The 26343-nt window shown below is 61.3% G+C and carries 5 protein-coding genes; 3 read left to right on the forward strand and 2 right to left on the reverse strand.

The window, feature by feature from the left end:
* Positions 1 to 2: 2 nt before the first annotated feature.
* Positions 3 to 12359 (reverse strand): hypothetical protein, encoded by a 12357-nt coding sequence (locus tag S58_RS17030; RefSeq protein ID WP_015666583.1) that lies wholly within the window; start codon positions 12357 to 12359, stop codon positions 3 to 5.
* Positions 12360 to 12499: 140 nt separating this feature from the next.
* Between S58_RS17030 and S58_RS17035 the strand changes: the two genes are divergently transcribed.
* Positions 12500 to 14332 carry a hypothetical protein gene (locus S58_RS17035; RefSeq protein WP_015666584.1) on the forward strand — a complete coding sequence of 611 codons (1833 nt, stop codon included), beginning with the start codon at positions 12500 to 12502 and terminating at the stop codon, positions 14330 to 14332.
* A gap of 226 nt (positions 14333 to 14558) precedes the next feature.
* Here S58_RS17035 and S58_RS37585 read toward each other — a convergent pair whose 3' ends face one another.
* Entirely contained in the window at positions 14559 to 16244 is a 1686-nt protein-coding gene (locus S58_RS37585) for an SIR2 family protein (RefSeq protein WP_144058333.1), read from the reverse strand.
* A 1415-nt stretch (positions 16245 to 17659) separates the two neighbouring features.
* Here S58_RS37585 and S58_RS17050 point away from each other — a divergent pair.
* On the forward strand, positions 17660 to 18622 hold the full coding sequence (locus S58_RS17050; RefSeq protein ID WP_015666587.1) for a lysozyme inhibitor LprI family protein: 963 nt from the start codon (positions 17660 to 17662) through the stop codon (positions 18620 to 18622).
* Positions 18623 to 18950: 328 nt separating this feature from the next.
* A complete protein-coding gene (locus S58_RS17055; RefSeq protein ID WP_015666588.1) occupies positions 18951 to 25583 on the forward strand; it encodes an NACHT domain-containing protein in 6633 nt (2210 codons plus the stop codon).
* Positions 25584 to 26343: the final 760 nt, after the last annotated feature.

Genomic DNA, 26343 nt, shown 5'->3' on the forward strand with positions numbered 1-26343 from the left:
CGCTATGCCCCTGCTCTCTGGATTGGATCAAGTTGCGGCACGCTGGTGCCACGGTAGACCTTGATGCGCGGCGATCGCCCGCTGCCGAAAATCTGGTCGGCAAGGCTACGGTCCACGAATTTGACCAGACCGGCCTTGTCCTCCTGCGGGTCGGGCGCGAGTTGACCGATCGCATCCATCATCTGCTTGCGCTCGCCATCGTCGGGCGGCTGGCGCAGCAACAGCGACCAGACCCGCAACCGTCCGAGCGCGCCGGCATCGACGTCCGCAAGCTTTGCGACGATGCTCGCGTCGGCCAGGGCATGACAGGGCAGGTGCATCTCCACCGCGTCGGCGACCTCGTCTTCGAGGGCGCCGAGATCGAAAATGGCGGTCGACGTGAAACGCAGAGCCTCGATTGCCGCGATGAGGTCGTTGATCTTGGTGGCGATGTTGGCCGCGGTGCGATCGACCGTGATCGGAATCGCGGCGACGACATCGAGGCACTCGGGCAGGGTCTTGGTGGTGGCGAGACGGTAGGCCGCCTTGGCGATGGAGCCGGATGGCGGCAGAACCGGCGGGTCGGCCGGCAACACCGTGTTGAGCGGCGCGTAGTTCGCGAACGGATTCTTCAATTCGTCGCACGCAGTCACGACGCGGCGCATTTCGGCGCAAATGGGCTCGCCGATCTTGGTCCTGAAATCCTTGGCGCTGTACCCCGTTTTCGGAACGATGGCGCGTACTCTTTGACGCTGCGCGACGCCACCGCCGGTGAGCGTCGGCCAGTTCCAGCCGCCGGACTCGCTCATGCTGACGTCGGGCGGCAGGGTCGATGGCGGCCATGGCAAGCCCGCGGCGAACTCGGCCGTGGTCAATTTCTTCGGCTGGGTTGCCGGCGGCGGCCATGAGGTGTTGGCCCAGAGATCGAGGAATTCCCAGATCGCCTTGGCTCCCGCAACGGCCCGGTAGTCCAGATAGACGGCGCGCCACGCAGCGACCGCGGCGACGAAAGCCGGCCATCCGGTGTTGACCGTGGGAACGTGAACTTCGAATGTCAGCGTGGTGGTTGGCGCGACCACCGGCCAGATTCCGGCGGCGCCGAACTCTTCCGGTGCGAGCAGAAATCCCCGCAACGGGTCGGTGCCGCCGCTCGTCGGATCCTTTGCGGCAATCGAGGGCGCGAATTTGTCCGACGGCAAGGTGGCATTCGGCTTCACCAGTACCGACGGGCTGAGCTTCCACCATGTCCCGCTGCCGGATTGCCGCGCAGGCGAGAGCAGCACCGACGACGACGGGCTGAATAACGGACCGACCAGGTTCATCCGATAACCCGAAGCCGTGACCGGCTTGCCCGGTTCCGGTCGTGTCACGGTTCGTTGCTGCCCGATGATGTCGATCTCGGCCGATGCGGCCGACAGTCCGGCATCATCGGTTGCGACCACGCCGATCTCATGTCGCGCGACCGGATCGGGCAGCATGAAGACGTCCGGAATGTTTCCTTGCAACCAGATTTTCCGCGAATCCTGCGGCATCGAATCGAACAGGCGGGCCAGCGGAAGGTCGAAGGTGACCCAGATTTCGGGGTTCGGACCGCTGCAGTGCCGGGCCACAGACCAGACCGGCGGCGGCGTGCTGACGAAGATGTCGTCGGGTTTTGCCGTGGCGCCGGGCTTCCATGGCAGCGCGAGTTCGTAGTGGCCTTCCTCGATGGTGGCGATGACCGGTTCGGAGACGACCACGCCGGCCGAGGCGAACGCCGCGACATGGGTACGGAAGAAGTAGGGTATGGCCTCGGTGCGCAGCGCGAGCGCGCCGCGCCAGCCGTCGGTGAAGCGGCCGGGGACGAGACCTGACTTGCCGTCCGGCGCCGGCACCTGCGCCAGGCCGCCGAACTCGTCGTCGCTCTCGATGAGCTGGAACGGGGCGGGGCGGCGGTCCCAGTCGCCGAACTTCTCGGTGGTGCTGCCCGATCCGAGGTCGTTGGCCCAGCACTGCATCGGAAATTCGCGCCAGAAGCCGTACGAGACGGTCTCGAACGACAGCGCGCCCTCGACGGTAACATTGGCCTCGGACAGCACTTCTTCCGGGTGCCGTGTGTACAGTAGCTCGAGAACCTTGCGCGGCGCGGGATCGGTCGCGGTGGCCGGCGGCAAAATCTCGACGCGCCGGGCTTCGATCAGCACCGGCGGCGCGAGCGGCTCGGTGCGCGGCAGCACCACGTCGAAGAAGCGCTGGCTCCAGTTCTCCTCGAACTTCCGTTGCACGTCGGCGCCGTCGGCCAGAATGTCGCTCCACGCGCCACCGAGGCGCGGGGGCTGCGGCGGAACATCGGGGTCGCTCGCATGCGTCAGCGCATCGGCGAACGCTTCATATCTTCCGAACGGCCGCACCGCATAGCGTTTCAGGCGCCGCTTGCGGTCGTCATGCGTGAACAGCACTTCCATCGTGCCGTCGCCCGCGACGCCGACGCGCCACGGATCCGGCCGGGTCACTTCGGCAATTGCGAAAAGCGGCATCGCTGAACGATCCGGCTGCGCGGCCGGTCCGTGGTTGAAGAAGCGCCTGGTCCATTCGGGGATCCGCGCCACCAGCGTCGGAACGTCGGTTGCATTCGGCCAGCCATCCGGCAGGCGACGCACCGCATAGATGCGGAAGCGTTCGATCGCGTCAATCAGCGACTGATGTCCGCCGGCCGCGGCCAGCGCGCCGTAGCGGCGTGCCGTCATGTCCGGGAAGCGGCCGAACGGCTGCACCTCGGGACCATCCGGCGAGGAGATTTCCTCGATCGTGGCGCCGGTGACCCACGTCGATCCGGCGGGCTGGCTGAATATCTGGGCGGCGTCGCCCGCGTTCACGGTGACGCGCACGATGGCGGCAACGGCTTTGGGTGCGAGCCGGCTGGCGTCGATGTCGAGCGTCTGCTGTTCGCCGACGCCGTCCAGCATCGCCGTGCGCAGCTCCGCGTTGCCGGTGCCGGCCTTGGAGACGAGCGTGACGACCGGAGGTTTCGCTAGTCCGGACGAAAGGTCGATCACCTCGGCGATGGCCACCAGTCCCGGTGCGGGATTGAGGCCGTTGAGATCGATGGTGATTTTCGGAGCGCCCGTGGGATCGGTCGGCTTGACGGCAAAGTAGGCGACGACCTTCTCGATCGGCTCGAAGCTGCCAGGCCTCTCATCGCCGTGATCCGTCCAGACCCTGGCGAATCTGTCGACGGTCGGACGCATGGCAATCTGCACCAGCGACAGCGCCTTGTCGCTGCGCAACGCCTCTACCTCGTCGGCTGCGACGCCGCTCATGCTGCCGTCGAACGACGCAAGCGACATGGTGCCGCCGGCATGGGTGATGATGTCGACGAACGGCGCGCCGATCCCGGCGATCGGATATCGCGGCAGGATCTCGGCGAACGCGCCTAGCAGGGTTTCCAGCGTCTCGGCCGGAGGCAGATAGTCGCGCGCTTCGGTGTCGTAGAGTTTGAGGCCTGCGGCGAGCCCGAGGCTGCGCAGGATGCTCCAGCCGTAGGGATCGCGCTGCACCGGCGTTTCATCGAACCAGCCCGCGATCTCCTTGGCGTTGATCTTGGGCGACTGCTCCAGAACCGGCTCATAGCGCCGATAGCGCGGCCCCGGCCTTGTCTGTGCCGCGACCGTGAACGGTTGCGGCGTGGAGGCGGGCGCACCTGGTGCGGTGCCGAGTTTGACGACCAGATTTGCGGGCGACAGCGCGCCGATGGCGGCAACCTGCTTGCCGTCCAGCTGCAATGTCAGCCGCTGGATCGCGCCCATGATCTGTTTGATAACATCGGTGCGGGAGACCGTGGTCTTTTCACGTGGCGGCTCGATCCGGAATTCGGCCGGCGACTCAACGGAAGCGAACCGGAAATCCCCGTCGAGTTGAAAGCCGAGTGCCGGCTTCGACACCGGCGCGGTCCAGTCGCGAAGATCGAACCAGACCGAAGCACCGATGGTATTCGCCGGATTCGACAACCAAGTCTCGATGGCTTGCCTGGCGGCGGCGTCCAGCACCAGTTGCGGATAGCGCAGAATGCGGTCCGGCAATGTGGCGTATCGTGCGCGGTCGATGACGTCGGCGAGCACCGGGTGCATTGCCGGATCGAGATCGATCTGCCAGTCGGCGCTGCCGAGCACGACGTCTGGCGCGCCGGACTTGAGCGCGGAGACGGTCAGGCGGGCGTTGCGGAACGGCAGCGGCAACTTGTCGTAGCCTGCGCGAATTTCCGGCTTGTTCGAATTCCAGACCAGGCTCTGGAAAAGTTCGCGCAACGATGCCGCGGTCCATCCGGCGGCATCGGCCGGCTTGAAGCCGTTTGAATTCTGGGTTTCTTCCGATCCGGTGCGGAGCACGCGGCGTATTTCACCATCCAGATGATCGGCCTTGTCGAAAGCACCGGTGATCTTGAGCGCGACGGCAATGCGTTCAGGCCGGCCGTTGGAGAGCAGTTCGGTCAACACCGGCTCGTCGACATTGAGCGCGAGCGAGCGGCGCAGGATGCGCTCCGGCCAGACTAGGAAGGATTCCGCCGGCGAATACCACGCGCCCTGCCTCGTGGCGGTCGACGCCAGGAGACGGCTTGTCTCGCTCGGATAGTGCGCCTCGATCTTGGCGAAATCGATGATCTCGGCCGGGTCGAGCCGCGCCAGCGAGGCGGGCAGGGCCTGCACGCGCGCCAGGTGGCTTGCCGGTGGATCGCGGGTAAAGATCAGCGCCAACGCCTTGCCGTCGGCAAAGGGAGGCTTGCCGGGGACCGGCTCGACGACCAGCTTGCGGTAGCCGCGCGCCCGCACGCAGAGTTTCAGGTCGAACGTCAGCGCATTCGCCGGATTGTCGACCTGGATCACGCGGATCTGGCCTTTCGCGGCGTCGCCGGAATCATCCAGGCTGTCGAGGTTGGCCACCTGATCGCCGCCGACCAGGATGGCATCCATCATGCCGTCGGCGACATGCACCCGCAGCGCGTTGCCGGGATTGGCGTCCACATTAGAACTGCTGAACAGGTAATGCATCGTCAGTGCAGTGGGTGCGCTGGTGGCGCCTTCGGCCTCGCCGGCAACGTCGAGTTCGAAGAGATCGTATCCGGCGAAGTACAACGCGTTGCGTTTGGCGCTGCGGTCCGTGGCCGGCGTCTCCGATGCGGCCGGCCTGGCGTTCCAGCGCACTTTCGTGCCGACGCGGCGCGCGGCATCGCGTAGCCGTACCACTGGTGGCGTGCCGGTCGAGCCGTCGCGCCAGCCGACCAGCTGCGCCAGTGTGGCATCCTTTTGCGGATGCAGGATCGTCACCCGGCCGGCCTCGCCATCGAGGTCCTCGGCCAGCAACGGCGCCGAGTCGATCTTGACCGGGTGCTCGAACACTTCCACGGGCGCCGCGACCGCCGGCAGATTGTCCGCCGAATTGTCCGGTGTAACCACGTCCGTCAGCGCGATCAGGATCGTCGTGTCCATCGGACACCACGGCGGCTCGTCGCCGTTGACCGTGGGGTTGAGCTGCGGCTGGATCGCAAAGCGAACGCCGATCGGCCCGTTGTCTAGCCTGTCCTGTGGCGTTCGCCGGGCGCCGATCGCCGCTCTGAAGCCGTCGAGGTCGTTGATCATGTAACCCGGCGTTGCCGGCGATGTCGCGGCCACGACCGCCGACGGGTCGTCGAAACTCGGCTCCTGGACCTTTTCCGCCGGGGTGCCGGGCGCCGTGGGCAGCAGGCCGTCGGTCAGGGTGATGACGAAATCCCGATCGGTGGGGCGCTTGGTGGCGAAATCGGCAGCCGACGGCCTTGCACGGGCGTCGCTGACCGCATCCGAGCCATAATGGCCGATCGGGATCGCCAATTCCTTGCGAACGCGCACCACGTAGACGCGCGGCGACTTCAGGTCCTTGCGCTTCTTCGGGTCGGCGGCCGGCAAGTCGCCGCCGTCGTCGATGCCGAGCGTAAACGCCGGCATAAGGGACGTTGTCGTGGTAACGTCGGCGACGACCTTTTCTTGGCTGCCGCGGTATTCAAAATGTAGCACCGCGCGGGCAACGCCCTTGCGCGCCGGTTCGGCCTTGGTGGTCTGCAGCACCAGCGGCGTCGGAGGTCCGTCGGTGCCGGCGGTGTCGACCGGCACCACGACGTAGCGCAGCATGCTCGGTGGCGGATCGGGAAGGTTCGCCGGCGGACCGGCGGGTGCATTGGCGGGAATGTTCGAGGGCGGCAGCAGCAAGCGGCGCAACTCGGCGGGAAGGTCGGACAGGTCGTCGACGAACTGCGCGTTGGGCCGAACGAAACGCCAGACGAAATTGGCGGTGACGGGGTCGCGCACCAGGCGCATCGGCCCGGCGGCCTTGGTCGTGATGCGCAACGGCTTGTACCGGCTGTCGAGGCTGTTCGCCGTCGTAACGATGCGTTCGATCCGATAGTGCTTCAGGTTGAATTCGGGATCGTGCCATACGCCGGCCGACGGGCCGAAGGCGGGCTCGAGGTCCCAGTCGAGGCGGATGCCGTTGGGGGTCGCTTCGATCACTGGATCGGCAAGCCGCGGCCCGCGCTCGCTGAACATCCGTTCCGGCGGATTGAAGAGATGGACATTGCCGTCGAGCGGCGTAATCGTGCTGTCGACCGCCTGCAGCTTGAAGGTCGCCTTGCGCGGATTGTCGTCTTTCAGCGGAAACAGCGCATCGATCTCGGTGCGGTCGATCCTGAAGGCGACGCCGAACGACCTGGCGTCGATGCCCTCCGTGGCGGGCTGATTCCATGCGGCCGGCGACGCGGCGAGATTGGCCGCGGAGTCGCAAAGCGAAGCCACCGCCGCCGAGCGCCGTTCCTCGATGTCGTTGGCGGCGCGCTCCTCGAGCCCGAGCGCAAGCTGGTCGCGCCCGGCCTCGGTCAGCACCTGCGCCGCGGCCTCGCGCGTGTCGGGAAGCCGCTCGGGGGCGGCGCTGATCCGTTTCGCCCAGGGTTCGCCAAGGCTCGTCGACTTCTGAGGTTTATCGCGCACGACGAAGCACTGGCTGAGGAAATTATCGAGCTTGATGCTGTCCTTCTTGTCCGCCGTGCGCGCGACGACGGCATCGAAATTGTATTGCAGCGGCAGCGGAGCAGTCGCGTTCACCGTTACGGTTTCGGTTCCGCCGGTCCATTTGAAGCGGTCGATCGAGAAGCCGGGCCCCGACTCCAGCGCGATCTGCAGCGCATTGGCGTTGGGGCCGTCGACGACGGCGCCGGTGGCGTCGGTTCGCTTGCCATACGGCGGCGGATAGAAACTGCCGAGCAACTGGCCATCGGTGCCGACGGTCGGAAGGACGCTGTTGTCCAGCCCGGTTTCGGTGTGATCCCGCGGCACGAACACCATGACGAACTGATCGTGGTCGCCGGCGACCGGGAACAGCATCGCCCAATAGGCGGTCGGTTGCAGATCCCGTCCCTGCGCGATCGGAAGAGCGCCCGGCAGCGGCGCGGTCACGGCCTCATGCTTGTCGAGCGCATTGTCGACGGCCTGATCGGCGTCGCCGGCCCGCGGTCCGCGCGGCAGTTCCGGCGCCGGCGGCGCGAGGCCCTTTTCGGCATCGGGCATGGCAACCGTAAGCCCGAGCTGCATGAAGCGTTCGACACGCGCGCGCGCCTCGTCGAGGCGGCCGGGATTAACCGCGAACGCGATGCCGAGCCGGATGTGACGGCCGAACGCCCCGACGCCGACCGAGGCCGAGCCGCGCGCGGCGATGCTGTTCGGCGTGGCGGCGGCCTCGAGCGCGATCGAAATCGTCAGCGAGACCGAGAAGCCGACCTCGAGATGGATGTCGGTGAAGCCGACGCTGAATTCGAGCCAAATCCTGACCTGCAGCGACAGCGAGATGTCGAAGGCGATCGAGCCGTAGAACAGCGTATCGCTGAATCGCTTGACCGAGATGTAGGCGATGAATTTCGCGGAGATCGAGAAGTCGGCGCGCGCCACCACGGAAGCGCCGAACGAGCGGCCGCCGACCTGACCGCCGAATTGCGCGTAACCGTTGGCGCGGAAGGCGATGCCGTACAGCATCGCGCCGTCCTCGATGCGGTTGATCAGCCCGCCCTGGCAGACGATCTGGAAGGCGCCGCCGCCCTGCTTTTCCTCGAAGGTGAAGCCGAGCTCGTAGGGCCAGCCGAATTCCTGGTGAAACAGCCCCGGACGGATATAGGTCGTCGCCGACCAGCGGATGCCCTTCATCGCCTTGACGAGCGGGGCGGGCAGTTTCGGATGGGTGCCGTCGACGTCGCCGGTTCCGTCGGCGATCAGGCGGCCGAGAAACTCCTTGCGCGGCACCGAAAGGTAGACATAGCCCCGCAGGGTCGGATTGTTGCGCCAGGAATCGTTGGCACTGGAATCATGCCAGTCGGCGTAGTTGCGCGCGATCCAGACCCGGGCGTTCAGGAAGAACGTGAAGTCGCTGCGCAGCGCGGCGACGATGTCGAACAGGATCGGGTTGGGCAGCTCCTTCTCGCCGTCGGCGTTGTATTCGCTCTCGCCCGATGCGCTCTCGATCGTGATCAGGCCGCGCAACGCCAGCGTGACACGGTTGCCTTCCGCCTCCGGCTCCCACGATCTCACCGAGGCCAGATTGCCCTGGTATTTCGAGATGTCGTCCAGGACCTTGATCAGGTCCTTGACGTTGGTCACCTGGTCGGCGCGGTTGAAGGCGGCGAGCGTGAAACGGTAGCCGAAGCCGAAGCCGACCTCGCGCAAATAGATCGGCCCGACCGGGGTCGGGATTTCAATCGAGAGGTCGTCGGCTTCGCCATAGAGGAAGAAGGCCTGGCGCAGATCGCCGCCCGGCTTTCGCAGTTCGAGGAAGCCCATCGAGGCGGACATCGCGCCCCAGCCCTTGATAGTCAGCTTGCCGGAGGCGAGGAAGCCGTGGACGGTGACGTCCTTGGGAAGCGCGCCGGGCGAATACAGGCTCGGGAGCGTATCATCGACGGTCATCGCCGTGCCTTCGATGGAGGCCGCGCCGCCGAAGCGGATTCCGAGCGTCAATCCGTCGAAGCGGATCTGCGGAAGCGACTGACCGGCCTTCGGCGGCGCAATCCACAATTCGTGAAAATCGATCCGCGGGCTCACGACGTCGCCGGCTTCGACGAAGTTGACCTGTCCGGAAATCGACAGCGCCGGCTTGCCGCCGAAGGCGGGCGAGGCCGGATGGAAGCCGATGCCGCGCAGTTCGAAATTGAACAGGTTGAAGAAGTTGAAGCGCTTGGCCGGCACCACGGCGACCTGGAAGCTGATCGCGCGCAGCAGCATCGACGCATCGCGGGCAAGCGGCGCCTTGTCGAGCGTGATGGTGATGCTGCCGAGGTACTTCAGCAGCCCGTCGGCAAACTCGCCCTCGCGCGGCTGGAATACCGCGGTCCCGGTCAGCGTGAAGTAGAAGTGGTAGCCGGCGCCTTCGCCGGTGAAATTCTGGAATTCGAGGCCGAGCGCCGTGATCGTCAGCACGAACCGCGTCGCGTGGCAGACGATCGGATCGTTGGCCTTGTCGAGCTTGGCCTCGGCGCTCTGCACGATCAGCGACCCGTCGCTGCCGCGCCCCATCGAGATCGAGATGGTGGCATTGGCTTCGCCCACCAGTTCAGGCGGCAGTTGCCCGGAGCCCTTGATCGAGAACGCCTGGATTTCGCTGTTCTTGATCGACAGGCCGCCGCCGTCGAAGCGGAACGGCATGTCGACGCCGGCGAGTTGGACCGGGGTGTCGCGGTCGACCTTGGCCGAAAGGTCGAGCCCGCTGCGCGACATTCCGAGTTCGTCGACGTGAAACACGATGCCGCGGCCGCCGCTCGCGACCTGGCCGTAGCTTAGGTCCAGCCGGACTTCGGGCGCCAGCGACAGCCGGACATCTCCATGCGAGAAATCCAGCCCGAAGAACGGAAACTTTCCGGTCGGCCAATGGATATCTCGGGGCGCAATGAGGACGATTTTGCCCGTGAGCCCCAGCAGATCGAAGCGCGTTTTGTCTTCTGTGTCTCCGCCGAAGATCCGGACCTTGTCACCGCCGGACAGGCGGACGCTGAAATTCGTCACGTCGACATTGACGTTGAGATCGAAATCGGCGCTGGTGTCCTTGAGCTTCAGCGTTACGCTGAGCGGCAGTTCGAACTGGCCGTTGCCTTTGTCGGTCGGTGCGGTCGGTGTCTTGTCGTTGATCTGGATATACTGGCCGAGCGTATCGAAAAATCTCGGCGTGCTCTGGTTGGTTGACTGCAGAAACGGCAACAGCCTCTTGGTCTGGGCCTCGATCGTTGCGGTGACAGTGTTCGTCCAATCGAGCGGCCCGTAGGTGAGCGCGCCGGAGATGCGCGTGACCTGCAGGCCGGCGGGCAGGCTGGTCCCCGCCGGCAGCGTGACCGGCGTCTGCTGGATCGCCGCCTTGCAGGCCTGCATGAATTGGACCTTGCCGCCGCTGAGGCGAATGAGCGCGATCGCCGTCTTGTCGGTCTTCAGATGGGCGGTGATCTGGATCAGCCTCTTGTCGACGAGCCGGTTGCCGTCGCCATCGGTATCCCTGACGGCTTCCACGCCGGCGTCGCGCGAGAGCCAGAGGTCGGTCCCCAGGATCGCGGGCGAATTCATCGGCGGCGCGGCCAGCAGCGCCACGTTCGGCGTACCGTCGAGATCGATGACGAGCATCGGTTGCCAATCCAGGGGAATGTCGAGGCTGAGCCCGAGTTCCTGGCCGGTGAAATGCTGGCCGGGCGGGCTGACCCATGCCGGTGAGATCACGATCTGGCGCAGCGCATAGGTGCGCGCGTCGAGCCGTACCTCCACGACCAGCGCGATCCCGGGGCCACTGCTGCCCAGAGACTTGATCGCATCGCACAGCATCCGCGTCAGTTTCGCCAGCACTTCGCCGACGGCTTCGGCAACGCCGAGCAGCGCGTGAGCGGCGGCGCCTACCTGCTGCGCCAGCCAGCGCACGGCCGCCGCCATCATGTCGGCGACACGGTCGAGCACCTTGAAGACATTGGACAGGTCCGGCACGTCCGGACCCTGGACGTGAAGCGCCGACAAGAAGCGGATCAGCGCCTGGGCAAGATCGGCTGCCTCCTGCGCCGCCAGCGCGACCAGCTTGACCGGGTAGGGCTCGACGATCTCCAGTACTGTCAATTGTCCCGACGTCGCACCGGTCGGGGTGTCGAAGGTCTGGGCATATTCGGCGTGGAAGGCGATCAGCAGCGCAGGATCGTTCTTGGCGCGGATCAGCACGCGCGGCAGTTTGAGGGTTGCGGTGACGCCGACCGCCGTCGGATGTTCGAGGTCGACCGGCGGAATCTGGATGTCCAGCCGGGACGCCGCCAGTTCGATCTTGAACGGCAGCGCATCAGGCTTTTCGATCACCGTCGCGGGCAGGTCGATGCCCGGGGACCCGGCGGGAGCGATGGTTCCCGCCAGCGTCAGTTTGCCAGCCGCGTCGAGCGTGATGCCGAAACCGTTGATGCTGGCAATGTCGGTCGGGTGGCCCCCGGCGGGGTCGATTTCGCACACCAGCGTCCCGTCGCCGCGTTCCGCGGCAGCGGTCGTGATCTCCAGCTGCTTCGTCGCGTTGATCGCCAGCTTCAGTTTGGGCGCCGTGGTCCACCTGACCCATATTGGCGATTTGCCGAGATTGATCTTCGGGATCGGCAGGTCGAACCGGAACAGGTTGAGCAGTTCGCTCAGATCCAGCGACGGCCAGTCCAGATGCGGCCACGGAATCTTCGGCCAGCGCAAATGAAGCGCGGGAAAGCGGGGCAGCGGATGCAGCGAAATCGAGGGCAGCAGATTGACCAGTTCATCGCGCGTCAGCGTGACCTCGAAGCCGAATTCGGCGTCCGCATTCGCGCCGCCCGCCAAGGTCGACACCGTTATCTGTCCGCTTCCAGCAAACGTCGCCGTCAGCAGCGCGGTGTCGTCGTGGCCGGGATTGAAAGCGGTGAGGTCGATCTTGAGGTGGGCCTCGAATTTTCCGCCACCCGCGACCGGCAGTCCGCTGATGCCGAAGAAGCCGGCCGCCGCAAGGTCGATCGAGACGTTGGCGAGCGCGCTCCGCAACGCGTCGCGCTCCGCCTCGGCGACCGCGGCCAACGCGAATGCGGCATCGTCTCTCAGCTTCTTGATATCTTGCTGGATCCCGCTCCAGGATTTGAGATTCCATGGATTGAGTGTGACGTCGGCATCCGCGATCAGAATCGATTCCCGCGGATGGTTGGCCGCCGTCGACGCATGGGACGGAATGACGACCGGATTGATCTTGATTCTGCCGCTGCCTTGCGGCGTGGTGACGAGAATCTCCTCGACCGTGAATGGATCGTTTGGAGTGAGACCCGCAATGGTCAGGGCGTTTGTTGCGCCCGCAAATAGAATAATGCTCGCCGCCATCCACGCCCCCGGTGTCGGCATTTGAGTTGGCGTGAATATGAGCCAACAATTTTAAGTTGTTTATTTTTATTCAATCATAAATGATGGCGCATTGCCAAGCTCGCCTTGAGGTTTTTTTCAGCTGCGCCGGGGGACGCATCATGGCCGATCAGGATTTGCTCTCGATCGTGTGGGGAGAAACATCGGGACTCGCCGCCAAGGATCGCAGTGATCAGACGCTCACGCGATTGCACGCCGTGGTCGCCAAGCTTGCCGCCGCGGCCAAGCGTCGCGGTCTGGACGGTGACCTCAAGCGGCAATTGGCGCCGCGCGCCGACGCCGCCGCCGCGATGGTCACTTACAACATGATGGTGTCGACCGTGAACGCGGTCGATACCAACGCCTTTATGCCTCCGGCCGAGTTGCCGGAGCGCGCGGTACTCTGGGAAATCAACGAGAGCGGCGTGCCGCCGCGCGACAATCTACCGCCGAAGTCGCTCGCCTGGATTTCCGACCCGGATGTAAAGCCCGGCGGCGACTTTGTTGCAGGCATCGGCGCGCAGGCGCGAACCTATCGGCTGTTCGAATCTGCAAAAGTCCCCACCGATTACGAATTGCCCTTTGCTTCCAGCTATACCGGTTCCGGCGTCGTCCCGTCGTCGGACGGACAACGCTGGTATCGAAAGCCGAGCTGGTGGATCGGCCTCTCCGGCGGAGTGCTGTTTTTTCTCGCGGCGTTCAGCCTACTGTGGACCGCGAGCAGTTTCAGCCAGGCCTATGATCTCCTGACCAACCGGCAGATCGAAAAGGGCCAGAAATTCTCAAGCTCGCTGCCTTTGCCGCCATGTCCCCCCGAAGGGGCCGCTGACCAGAAAACCTGCGAGACCCCGGGCGATGTCCTGAAAGACAAGAAGGGCAAGGCGCTGGATGACGCAAGGCAGCAGCGGGACAAGAAGCTGTACGACCTGTTTTCCGATCGGGGGCCCGCATGCGTTGACCAACTGACCAAATGGGCCGAGGCGACCAGACCGCCGGCCGATCCGAGGGGCGTTTCGGCGACCGACCGGCAGAAAAATCTCGACTGCCTCGCCATGCTCGGCGAAGCCGTCAAGTTTGCCGCGCAAAACCTCGTCATCAAGGCCGACACTTGGCCAGGGCACGTGGCCCAGTTCGTCGGGTGGTGGCTGTTCGGCTGGCACGTGCCGGTGGGCGGAACCCACGGCGTGTCGCTGGCCATGCCGGCAACGCTGATGATGCTCGGCGTCATTCTGGTGCTGGTCGGGCTCGGCAAGGGCGTCAACGGAACGCCGCTCGGCGCGCTGATCAGTCCGAACGGCCGGTACTCGCTGGCGCTGGCCCAGGTGACGTTCTGGACTGTTCTCGTCCTGACCAGCGTGATGGCGATTGCGATCTTCAACGGAGGTCTCGTCTCCGAAATGGCGCGCAATTTCCCCAAGGCGGTGGCCGATTTGCCTAACGCGGTCAAAAACGGATTCTTTCCAGAGATTCCGACGGGAATCTGGGGTGTACTGGGGATTTCGTTCGGCTCGACCGTGTTGTCCGCCTTGATCAAGTCGATCAAGGGCTCCGACGACTCCCTGGCGATCTCGGCCGACAATACGCGGCAGGTCGGCAGCGTCGGCATGTTCAAGGACAAGGTCACGGGATACGATCCGCGGCACCGTGCCTCGATTGCCGACTGGTTTCTCGGCGAAGACACCGACAACAAGGACAAGATCGACATCTCGCGCGTGCAGATGGTGCTGATCACGTCGGGCCTGCTGGTGACCTACGGAAACGCCATCTTCTCGGCGATCAACGATCTCACGCAGCAGGAAATCCTGCTCGCGATCCAGAGGGTCGATATCCTGATTGCCGCATTGCCGCCGGTCGGAACGTCGATGGCCGCCATGATGGCGGTTAGTCACGCCACTTATCTGGTGGCGAAAGCCGCATCCACGACGCCGAGCACGACACCGGAGAAACCAAAGTAGCCGCGCGCGCGGTCGCTTGAAGGAGGGCCAGTCTGATCCGCGACGGAGAGCACCCCACCTTGAGCGCTTTTCCTCACCGTGCACTACAGCGCCCAACGGAGGGAGGAAGCTGCTCAACCTAGGCTAGATTTCGATCATTGAGGTGCATATCCGCGCCGAGCGAAACAATCACCGTCTACGCCGCGCGGGGCTGAAGCTCAACTGAAAGCCTCTCGGCGTACGCCTCCTACTTCGCTCCCTCGGACCGCAGAATGCGGCGCTCCAGATTGCGCCGCCGGCGCTTCTGTTCAGCGGACACGGCCGCGGCCTGCTTCAAATAAGCCGCCTTTTCTTTTCCCTTCAATTTCTTCGCAAATTCCAGGATAGTATAATACCAGCTGTGATGCGCGGCTGTATCCGTCGGCTCAATCTCTGCAGCCCGGCGGTATTTCTCAAATGCCGCCTTATAGCTTTTGGGGGCGCCGGTGCTACGGGCGAGATCGGCAAGTGCGTGGCCCCAGCTCAAATAGACGCTGAAATAGTTTGGATTAGCCGCTCCCGCAGCTTGGAAATGCACCATCGACTTCTTAAACAGCACGAGGTCGTCCGTGATCCGCGCCAAATCATGTAATGCCTTGGCAAAATTATTGTGAACGATGTCGGGCGTCTGGGTGTGTCGGAGCGCCGCTTCGTAATGATAAAATGCTTCTCTCAGTATCCCATTGTCGCTGCGAGGATACTCTGCGCGCGCCAGATCCGCCAACGCATTCGCCAAATTGTTGTGGGCGTCTGAAAATTGAGGATCTATTGCCAGTGCAGCCCGATATTTGGCGACGGCGCGGTTGAGCAGCGCTTCCGCCGCCCTAGTCATCACTTCCATTGCGCCATCCCGGACTGCCATGGACAGGTCGAATAGGACATTGCCCCAATTGTAGAGGGCATCAGCTTCGGTGGCCTGAATTTTCGTAGCGATGGCGAAATGCTCAGCGGCTTTCCGATAAGCGTCACGATCATCGTCGATTTTCGCCGTTGAGTGCGCGCGATCGCCCAAAATCATTTGGGACCAGCCGTAAATCTCCCGTTCCCGCTCGGTTAGCCTCTTCAGCGACCGGCCCCTGAACAACGCGGCAACACGCTCATGCTCGCCTGCGAGGAAATAGTATTCGGCAGATAGGACCTGCTCTTGGCCGGCGATCAGGGCGTCGAGCTGGGGCCGAATGACGGCGGCGACGTCAAACCGGCTTTCGCGGAGCCCAGGCTCGTCGTCCAGATTGTTTCTCGGGGCTTTGTAGTCCTTCAGCATCTGAAACATAGATTTTAGATGCGAAAACGGCTGCGTTACGAAACGCGGGGGAAAGCATCCGAGCCTTTGAGCGAGCGTAACGAAGAAATCATCGGCATCCCAATCACCCAAGAAGTGCGTGCCGTGTCGGGGGGTGAGGAGCCGTTTGGAGACATGGGCGGGTGGCGTCTTTCCATGGCCTACCCAATAGAGCCCATACTCAAACGTCCGGACATTGGCCAGAAGATCAAAAACAGGATCGTTATCGCCACTATAACCGACCACAATCCAGATCCGGCCTTTGTGCGCATCCTCGAAAACAGGTTTCACATAGCGTCGATGTTTGTTCATCTCCTCACGTGTGTTGAGAAGCACAAAGCCATCACGCTGGCCATGGAGATGGAATATCGATTTTTCACTCACCTGATCAGGATTGAAAAGATGCGATGCGGCGAAGTCATAAACTGCCGGGAATGAGTTTATAAGTGAGCAGGCCCTGGAAACGAGAGGATCAAAATTGGTGGTAAGTACCCGATCGATAAAGTCGTGATCAATAAGTTGAGCGAGCGCGAGGTGGGCCCAATTGATTTTCGCATTATCGATGTATCCGCCAATAAGGTCGCGGCGGAGCCCCCGGTCGAGACTGGCCATGCAGCCAGGATAGTCTTTCGGGGTCGCACGCGCGTAGGCGGCAGGATATGTTGTCCTAATATGCTCGATCACGGCACTTGCCGACGGTATCCCCGCGCTGATCGAACAGCCGGCACCGAGTAGCACGGTGCATTCTCGCGTTGTGCCCGGTTTCGGCCGCAGCGCCTCAACAATGTCTTCTAACGTACGAGGAGGCGTTGGCATCAAACTATTCTCATGTTGGGATTGTGTGTACCACGACTCACGATCACCAGCGCTTCAAAAGGTTCGCCGACAACCCATCGCGCCGATAGAATGCAGGCCTCGACCCAGCAACCAGACCGTTATGAGCGGGCCGGCTTTCTCGAAGGTTTCGGATAACATTGACGTTTTTCGTGGCATTGCCTAACGATCTTCCACGTTCGTTCACGCTGTAGCGGTGGTCAATCGGTGGTTCGAACATGAAGAAAGGTGCTTATCGTTCTTTGGTCGATCAGGGTCCCAAACCGTCCTTTTGACCATCCAGGCGGGCTGGCCCGCAGTTCCCAGTGAGCTGATATCGGCGGAGACCGCCGATCCGTCGGCTTGGCGTTAAAAGCGCCCTGCGGCTATCCGAGGATTGTTCTTGAACCTTGAGACCGGACATCCCCGGCGCCGACCGGAAGGTCCGGGATTAGCCAATGCTCGCGCGGTGGGACAGTTAGGCTGCTGTGCGCCGCTGACTTGATGGCCCTTCGGGTTAGGTGTTCTGCGGAGCGTCGCTCTATCGAGAGACATCGGGTGAGGCTACCCTTCAGACCAATCAGATCTCAGAGCTTCCGCCGCGTCGGCCGCTGCTCGTCGCGGAGAGGTGGTGCCCAGCGCTCTCCCTGAGCGGTCCTGCGGCCTTCCGGCTCCGGTGGTGGACAGCCAGACCAAGCGGGTCTCGAAGAACCTGAGTCCCCAGGATCGCGTCCTGACCTAGGTCCGCCGAGCAGGGCCGAAAGGCATCACGGTCTCGGATATCTGCTTCGACCTCGGGAACCGGCTGAAGCGCCCGGTGGTGGACGACAGCGCGGCGACCATAGAGAGCGTCGCACTGGTGATCGTGGTCGAGTGTCGCACGGCATCGCGCGGTCGCATGGGCGTTCGGCTGTTCGATCCGCACTCGGTGAGCCCGCGGTGCTGCCGAATGGTCGGTTGGTCTGCAGGTGACACGAATCAGACACTACTCTCGCCGGGGTAATGTCAAGCAGCCAAATCACAATTTCCGACTTATCCAACGTGCATCTTGGAACCGCAGCGATTCGTTTTTGCGTACCGTCGCAAGTATCATGGTTTGAAGAGAGATTCGTCGAACGCGACAACTGCTGACCGCACTTCTGCATCTCGATCACGACTAAGAAACACAGCGCGCGCTCAGCCGAGCGCAAGTCCCAGCGAGGGAAATAATCAACGTGCCGAAGGTGGATTTTGGCGGGCAACTGGCTTCCCACGGCGACCTTAATGAAGGTCCTCAAATCTGCATCATGAGGCTTCGGCAGCTTAAGCTCATCGTGCAAGACTACGACAAAGGCGAACTTTGGCCGCTTGCGCTGGTAAACGTTGCAACCTGCTTGGAATGGTTTGCACGGTCGCTAGTAAAGCACTTGATCGACTATTCTGCGGAACGCATAAATCCGAACGCTCGGCTACTGAAAGACCTCAAGATCAACTACGGCCTAATTCTCCAGGCGCACGTCAATCATTTCTCGATTGGTGATATCGTCGCGATGAGCAGAAATTTTTCCTCCTTCGACGAAATCGAAGATACGTTGAACGACCTTACCAAAGAAGCTGCGCCATCAATACTAGCACGTGTCCAAAAATCCTGGACCGAACTGATGACGGATGCGTTCCGCAGGGGAGCGCTGTCGCGACGCACGATTGAAAAGCAGCTAAACGCGCTGTTCAAGAAGCGGAACGAACTGGTCCATGGTTCGCCGCGGCACTTGGCTTACGATGATCAACTCAATGCTCTGGTTTCGGAACGAGAATTGGTGCTGTTTATTCTCTGCTCAATTGAATACATGAGGCATGTGGTTTCTACGCTTGCGCGTTTCATTCCCGAACTAAGCGCCCGGACAACGCGCGACAATAACGTCAATCAACGTAGTCGGCTCCAAAATAGCGAAGAAGCGATCAAGAAACTGGAGCAAGCAATTGAGGCCCGTCTTGCAACAGATCCCACCTACCTAACTCACTTTCGAAGAGCGCAACACGCTTGGCGCACATGGCGAAACCGAGAAGCTGATTTTCAAACGACCGTCGTATGGGGGCCGGCCGGGAGTGGCCGCCCTGCAATATTCATGGGCTTCGAAACGAGCATGAGTATGGATAGGTTGCGAAGCTTGGAGGGCTATCTTCGTGAACTGGGCTAGCCTCGCCGCCATCGAGAGCCCGAGCTGGGAAAAGGCGGACGCCGCCACAAGCCATGCGGAAGAATCGTTGCCAGATTGTGAAGGAGTGTAACGGCGGCTGTTGGGGGCATCATGTATCCTACGTCAAGATTGCCGCTGGGGTGCCATGGCGCCGTCCCGATCACCGTTAGTGAGCCCGCGGTTCCGCCGAACTCGCAGGGCCAGATTATGAGAAATACTGGAGGGCATGCGGCTATGCTGGAATAAGTTGAGGCCCGCGGCTTTATGGAACTACCGCAGGCCAAAATCTGTATCTTGCCACTCAACGAAGAGATTACCTGAGAGCATCTTGCCAAAATCCGCAAAAAAGAAACCTACGCAGAAGAAGCCCGCCAAAAAGCAGCCGGCACGCTCGAAGCGAGTTGGCATTGATGCCATTGGCGCGTCAAAGGACGGTCATCAATTTCATGAAGCGTGGCTAGCAAGACGGTCCCTTGAACTCATTTTTTCGCGCGATGGGCTCTGCGGCATCACAGTTGAGGGCCTGTCGAAGGACATTGAAGATGGCGCACCGACCGAAGCGATAGAGATCGCCGACGCCACATTCTTCTATGGCGAGCAGCCCACATTCGCAAAAGCGACCCGCATCGATGTTACCCAATTCAAGTATTCGGTCGCGCGCGACCAGGCCCCTATGCGGTTTTCAGACGCGAAGAAGACCATAAAGAAGTTTGCAACCGCTGACGCAGGCTTCACGAGGAAGCACGGCGCCGCGCCTACACGCGCGAAGTTCCTCTATACGCTCTTCACCAACCGCCCAATCTCGGATGACCTTGCCGACGCGCTCGCAGCGGCCCGGTCCGGCAGCAAACCTCGGAGTAAGGGCGCGAAGGAACAGCACAAGCAGCTTTGTGGCGCGATCCCCTTCAAGGGCAAGTCACTGAGCGAGTTTCTGAAACGCCTTGAACTAGTGGGTGGCTCAGTCAATCTAGCCACGGTTGAAGGTGGCACAGCTAAGATCATCGCGGATTGGTCTGCGTCTACCGATCTCATGGCCCGAGCCCGCATCGGTGACCTGCGCAAACTTGTGCGCGACAAGAACGGTGCTGAAGGTCAGAGGAACAAGCTCATTGTAAAGGTCGATGTCCTCGCCGCGTTACTGCTCGATCACGAGGATGATCTCCTACCCACACCCGACGCATTTCCGGCGGTGGGCGAGGTCGTTGAACGCGTTCAGCTCACGGGCTTCCTTGCCGCAGTGGGATCACACGGACGGTGGCTCGTTCATGCAGAAGGCGGTATTGGAAAAACCGTATTTGTCCAGAGCTTAGCCGCGCAACTCGGATTAACCGACGAAGTCGTACTGTTTGATTGCTTCGGCGGCGGCGCTTATCGATCCACCATCGACGAACGCCACAGACCCGAGCGCGGCTTGATGCACATTGTAAACGAGTTGGCATGCCGCGGCTTGTGCGACCCAATCCTGCCTCGGTCGTCAGAGCCGAGCGAAGTGATCCGTCGCGCGATCACACGGTTTACTCAAGCCTTGGCGGCCTTGCGCAGGACTAGGCCAGCCGCACGTCTCATCATCATTATGGATGCCGCCGACAATGCTGCTGACGAAGCGAAGAAGCGAAGCCAACCCTCGTTCCCGAAAGAATTACTGGAAAGCCTGACACATCATCCCCCTATCGATGGGCTTATTGTAATCGCAACGGCGCGGCCCGAGCGGCGGGAACTGGCAATAGGGACAGCCGAATGCACTCCTTTTGCGATAGAGCCATTTACCTCCGAAGAGACCACCACCTTCGTTTTAGCACGGCGCCCCAAGGCAACGCCCGCCCAGATTTCCGCGCTTCGCAGCCGCTCTGACGGTAATCCGCGGGTTCTCGCTAGCTTGATCGAACCGGATCGTCCGTTAGCCGGTGAAAACGAGTCCACAGAGAAGGTGCTTCTCGATTCTCTGATCGAGGATAGGATCGAGCGCGCGATCAAGCTTGCCGATACCAAAGGGGCTAAATCAGGTGCAATCGACAGCTTCCTTTGCGCACTGGCGGTTCTCCCGCCCCCCGTTCCCGTTGACGAAATGGCCCTGGCATTCGGGCTTCTGAAGGAGGAGGCGTCGAGCCTCGCCGCCGACTTGGCACCGCTGCTTGAGCGTACCAAGCACGGCTTGATCTTTCGTGACGAACCGACCGAGACACTAGTCAAAAGCAAGTACGCATCTAAGCTCAACCTGATGGAGACCGTGGTCTCTCGATTGACCGATGCGCAAGACACATCGGTCTACGCGGCACGCGCTCTTCCAATGCTGCTCTCAGCGATGGATCGCGTCGATGATTTGCGAAAGCTGGCGTTCGATACACGCTTTCCGCCAGAACTCGATAGTGAGGTGCCGAAACGCGCGATCCGCCTGGTGCGCGTTAAAATGGCGCTTGGAGCGGCCGCCAAGGTAAGAGATTTCGACGCAACAACAGATCTCTTGGTCGAATTATCGGCACTGGCGCTCGTCAACCAGCGCGGCGATCGGTACCTTGCAAATAATCCTGATCTCGTTGTTGGGCTCGCCGATCCTGAATCCCTTCGTCGCCTGTTCGAGATGAAGCTCGGTTGGGTTGGTGAGCGTCACTCGCGGCTTGCGATTGCATACACGCTGGATCGCGATCTTGGCGCCGCCTACGGTCATGCGGTACGCGCTGAAGAGTGGATACGATGGTCCTACAATCAAGACGACGGAACGATGCGCACGCATCGGGCGGATGAGAGCGAGCATGTCGCGATCCCCTTCTATTTGACCGTCGATGGTCGACAGGAAGTGGCCGCACGGTATGTCGGGCAGTTCGACACCGATTTCGGCTACAAGCTGGCTGGCAGGTTGTTCTCGCTTCTCGGCATGGCCGATACCCTTGGTAAATATCCTGAATGGCCCGCCACCCTCGAACGCTTTGTCCGAAGTAAAGAGGCGCCACCAGCGCTACTTTCAGCCGTCCTCAGTTACGTTGGCAGTGATGCCGAAGCCACGCTCGTGTTGCGGCAACTTGCGGCACGGCAAGAGAAGCCGACCGATCCCCAGGCTTATGTTCCTCGCGAAGATGATTCGTTTCGCGCATCCTTATTGCGTTGCGCCCTGCGCGCCTGTGCTCTCGGCTTAGGTCCAGAAGCAAAGGCAATTCTCGAGCAGGCGTCGCCACGGCGCTACGATTTTTGGGGATTGTCGGACCCATGGCCGACGAATTACGTCTTGCCATGGACTCTTGCCGCTGCCGTTCAGGCGACGTTAGATGAACGCGACCTCACGCTATTTGATTGCCTACCCGCACAGCTCTGGCGCGTCGTTGAGGACCTTGATGTTCCGAAGGACGTTGAGGCCCAAGATAAGCTTCTTTTCGAGGCTCTGAAAGTCGATCCGCCCTACGAAGGCCGTGAACCCAAGCGCGAAGGTGCTGCGCCAAGCAAATCGCAGCTATCGTCATCAGACAGGCATCGTGTTTCTGACAGGGTTAAAGACCGTGTGCTGCCGGTGTTGCGTCTTGGTCACCGCGTCGTCTGCTTGCTGAAGGCAAGAACGCCTGTCGACAAGAAGGCCGCGACAATTGCTTTCTTTGCATCCTGGCGAGAGGCACAGGACGCCGTGAAAGCGAGTGCTTGGTCCCGACAGGAGCAACAGCGTTTTCTTGACGAACTCCATAGTACCTGCGCGCTGCACCTTCTCCCGTCTATCGCCGTGCTCGATCAGTCGACGGCCGCGTTGCTAGAGCAATGCGTGGAGCAAGCTGGATCTATATACGCGCACGTGCGGATCCGCTTTGTCGAACTACTATCCGCCAATCCGGAATGTCACGCATTCGCTGGACGCGCAGCGACCGCTGCGCTGAAGGTCATTGGCCTCGAAGATGAAGTGCAGCAGCGCGCTGGCTTGTTCGCGCGCCTCGCCCGGGCGCTCTTACCGGCGAACAAGGTCGAGGCGGGCTTTCTATTCAAGCGTGGCTTAACGCAACTTGATGCTATCGGGTCCGGCGACCATGACTTTATGAACGAGCTTCTTGGTTTCGCTGCGTCTGTACAGGATGGGCCAATTAATCCAGCGGCAGCTTTGCGTCTCGCTAAGATTTGCGAGTTGAACAACTACGATTCACACAAATTTCCGTGGCCTCTTGCCGGTAAGGCCTTCTCACGCATCTGGGGCACAAAATACCTTGCTCAGATCGCACGCTGGCATGATCGCGACAAGGTCGATCTTGAACTTACGTTGCCAGCAGCGCTCTCGTTTCTCCTGCGCGATCGAGTGCTTCCGCCTGCAGATTGCGTCCTGTTGTTAGGCCTGACTGAGCCTGTCGGGATGTGGGATTGGGGCTGGCGTGACCTGTTCGATTCGCTACTCACGACCACGACGGACGTTGCACTCTTTAACGAGGTGCTCAACCAACTGGAGCACGCCTTTCCAACCGGCTCCTATGGCCGCTATTTGAGGGAAATCCGCGAGGTCCTGCAAAAGCATCCGGAGGTGTCTTCAGCGCTTAGTCCTCGCCTCAATATGCTCGAAGCTGAGGAAAAGGCGCGGCGACAGGTAGATCGAACCTCGCGTTCGACCCCACTCGACGCCGAACACGTGGCTGAATCAGTTCGCCGCCAGCAGAAGGGCCAAGCCGAGATCGAGGCGGCAATCGCCGCGACCGACCCCCTCGACGTGGCAGCGCTTGAAGCACTGGTCGAGACGCTTGAAAAGCAGGAACGTGCGCTCGATGCGAAAGTCGTTGCATTCAAGGCACTTTGGCCGCGTATTGCCTATGCTGACCGCGAGAAGCACATCGAGGCAATCGCGCTAGCACGAAATCTCGAACTGTTTTCGAAGAATGAGCTATTGAAGGTTACAAAAGAGGCGTGGCAAGCGGATTCTCCGAGCGCTCTTGCCTCAATCGATAGCCTCGCCAAACGCCTCGTAAGCGCCCACGCGGAACAACTGATGTCCGCCGATTGGGGATTTAACTGGGAATTGAGCAAGCTCGCGGAACTTACCCGAGCCAGCCGAACCGATCTTGCAATCGATCTCGTCACCGAGGCCATCACGCGCGACCTTGAAGCCGCAGCGACGACGTGGCTGAATCTAGCTAGTCTTACTGCCGCTGCGGCTGATCCAGCGGTTCCAAAAGCGGCACTTGAACGACTGCTCGATGACGCAGCGGGACGTCTCGCCGACGAAGTCGGCGATGGGGTCTGGCGAAACGAGCTTGATCCCGGTGATGATCAGGAGGAGGTTGTCGCGGGGCTGATCTGGTTTTGCCTCGGGTCTCCTGAAGCGCTGTCACGATGGCGAGCGGCTCACGTCGTTCGCGCTTGCGCCCGCAACGGTCGCTGGCCGCTTATCGCGAAACTCTTTAGCAAACTGGGCACCGCCGGCGCGGGTGCATTTCAAGATCAGGAAATACCGTTCATGGCGCTGCACGCCAAGTTCTGGTTCCTACTGGCGATCGCCCGTATCGCGCTCGATTCTCCGAAAGATGTCGCAGTGTTTGTGGATCCGCTCGAAGCGATTGCGCTGAATGACTCATTCCCGCATGTGGGTCTTCGCCAGGTCGCGGCAACGATTTTGAAAACGTGTCTTGGAAATAGCGCAGACAGCGAAGCCAAAGCGATCTTGAAGCGGATTGCGTCGGTCCATGTATCCAAATACCCCAAACCGGAAAAGACGCAGCACGTACCGGGCAAACTCTGGCATCGCCCTGAAGATATGTCCAAGCCCGAGCCGCATTTTCATTTTGACTACGACTTCGAGAAATACAAAGTGGCGGGCTTAGGGCGCCTATTCGGGCTGCCTCAGTGGCAAACGGGAGACCGCTGCATAAGCTGGATTAGGAGGTTATCCCCGACGGCAACGTCCATGTACGACTACGCAGGCAGGCGGAAGCCGCACGATGATTATCGCGAGGGGACGAAGGACCAGTTCCATAGCTACGGTATGTATCTCGCGTGGCATGCTTTAGCGCTCACTGCTGGTGAACTGTTTCTTGAGCGGCCAGTTGCTCGAGTCGAGAGCTATGAAGATTCGTGGGACGATTTCCTTTCCAACTACCGTGTTACGCGACGCGATGGACTATGGCTTTCTGACGGTACCGATCGCTACCCAGCACGGGCGAGAGACGAACTTATTTTGGCGGCGGATAAAGAGAGGAGCCCGACCGACGATGAAGATATGCTCCTGAAACTTGCCGGAATTTACGACGAACGTAGGCTCCGCGCTGATTTCATCGCTTCTGGAAGCTGGAGTTCTCCAGACCACATTCGCGTTGAAATATCGACTGCGCTTGTTCCCGCCGATAAGGCCGATCGTGCCGCTGTGGCAGTCGGCACTTCTCCTGAATTTCACATGTACCTGCCGACGGCCCAGGCCTACGAAAATGAAGACGGGGACGAAGATGATAACTGTCGTCATCGTGATAGTGCCCCCTGCATTGAATGGATCAGTAGGCGCGAGGCTTATGCCAAGTTGGACGAGTACGACCTCTTTGGATCGCGCGCGTCTATTCAGCGCGACCGCCTCACTATGGCGTTCAATAAGGAATATGGCTTGGTGAGTAATGATCCCTGGTGGGCCACTTGGCGCGATCCGGGCGATGAGATTGTGTACACAGCCGAAGCGTGGGGCGTGCATCGAGGCGAAGGAAAGGGCGCTAGAGCCGAAGAAGGTGACGCGGTTACTTGCCGCACGGGATTCCTGCTGGAGGTACTCAAGAGAACCGGCTGCGATCTCCTTATGCTGATCAAGCTCGAATTGTTCATCGAGAGAAGCCGCTATTCGGAGGACGAAGGAGAGAGCAAGTTCGTCCACAGTTGGGTGACCGCAATTATCGACCAGAAAGGCATGGTAACGCTTATCAAGCCAACAGATTCCGATCGGGAAATCGTGGACAGTCTTCCTCACGAAGCTAAATATTCGCTCAGCAAGCGTTTCGCTGCGCTAGCTAAGCGCACGGATCATTGGTGATTGAACAATGTATCGCTCACCGGAGGCACGTGCAAAGGGCTCGCCTTCGAGCATTCGGACGATACGATCACTGCGGGCAAGATTGGCGAGTGAAGGTCAAAACCGCTTTCCCTCTTTGTGGCCTATAACTGCTTTGTGGAACGGTGTGGCGAGTCGAATGTCGGCCCGAGCGACGAAGCTGTTGACGCGGTAGCGAATATAGGAATTGCCACTCACATCAGTGCCGCCTCCCCGGGAGCCAAACAAGTGCGACGCGACCAACACGCAGTGGCGGCTACACATTCCGCCACCGCTTGGCCCAGAAGATCGGACGCCTTCCGCTCCACATCTACCTGATCCATCATGCCGTATGGGTGTCGTCCAAAGGAGAGCGCGTGGACGTGACGTATACACGCCGTAGATGTCCGGGACGGCCGATGGGCGAGCGGCTGCCCATCCGGGTTGCTTTTGAGGCGAACGGCGTCGGTCGCAGAAGCCACGACCTCGACATCCTAGTGACTCGAAGTCGACGGAGTCGAGCTGGTGGACGCCGGAACCGGCTGGTCAATCCCTCACAGCACAGGTCGCGGTGCTGAAGGGAGCCGGCTGCACCGAGAGCTTCCAAGAGAAGGTCTCCGGCGCGAAGTTCGATCGGAAGCGGGTGGCCCGTGTCATTGGCCGTCTCGGAGACGTTTGGTGACACGGTTTGATCGGTTGCTCTATCGACCCGCGATCTGCTCAATAGGCTCGGTGCGCTTGTCGACAAGAAAGCCCACTTTAA

This window comes from Bradyrhizobium oligotrophicum S58 (assembly GCF_000344805.1).
Lineage (GTDB): Bacteria > Pseudomonadota > Alphaproteobacteria > Rhizobiales > Xanthobacteraceae > Bradyrhizobium > Bradyrhizobium oligotrophicum.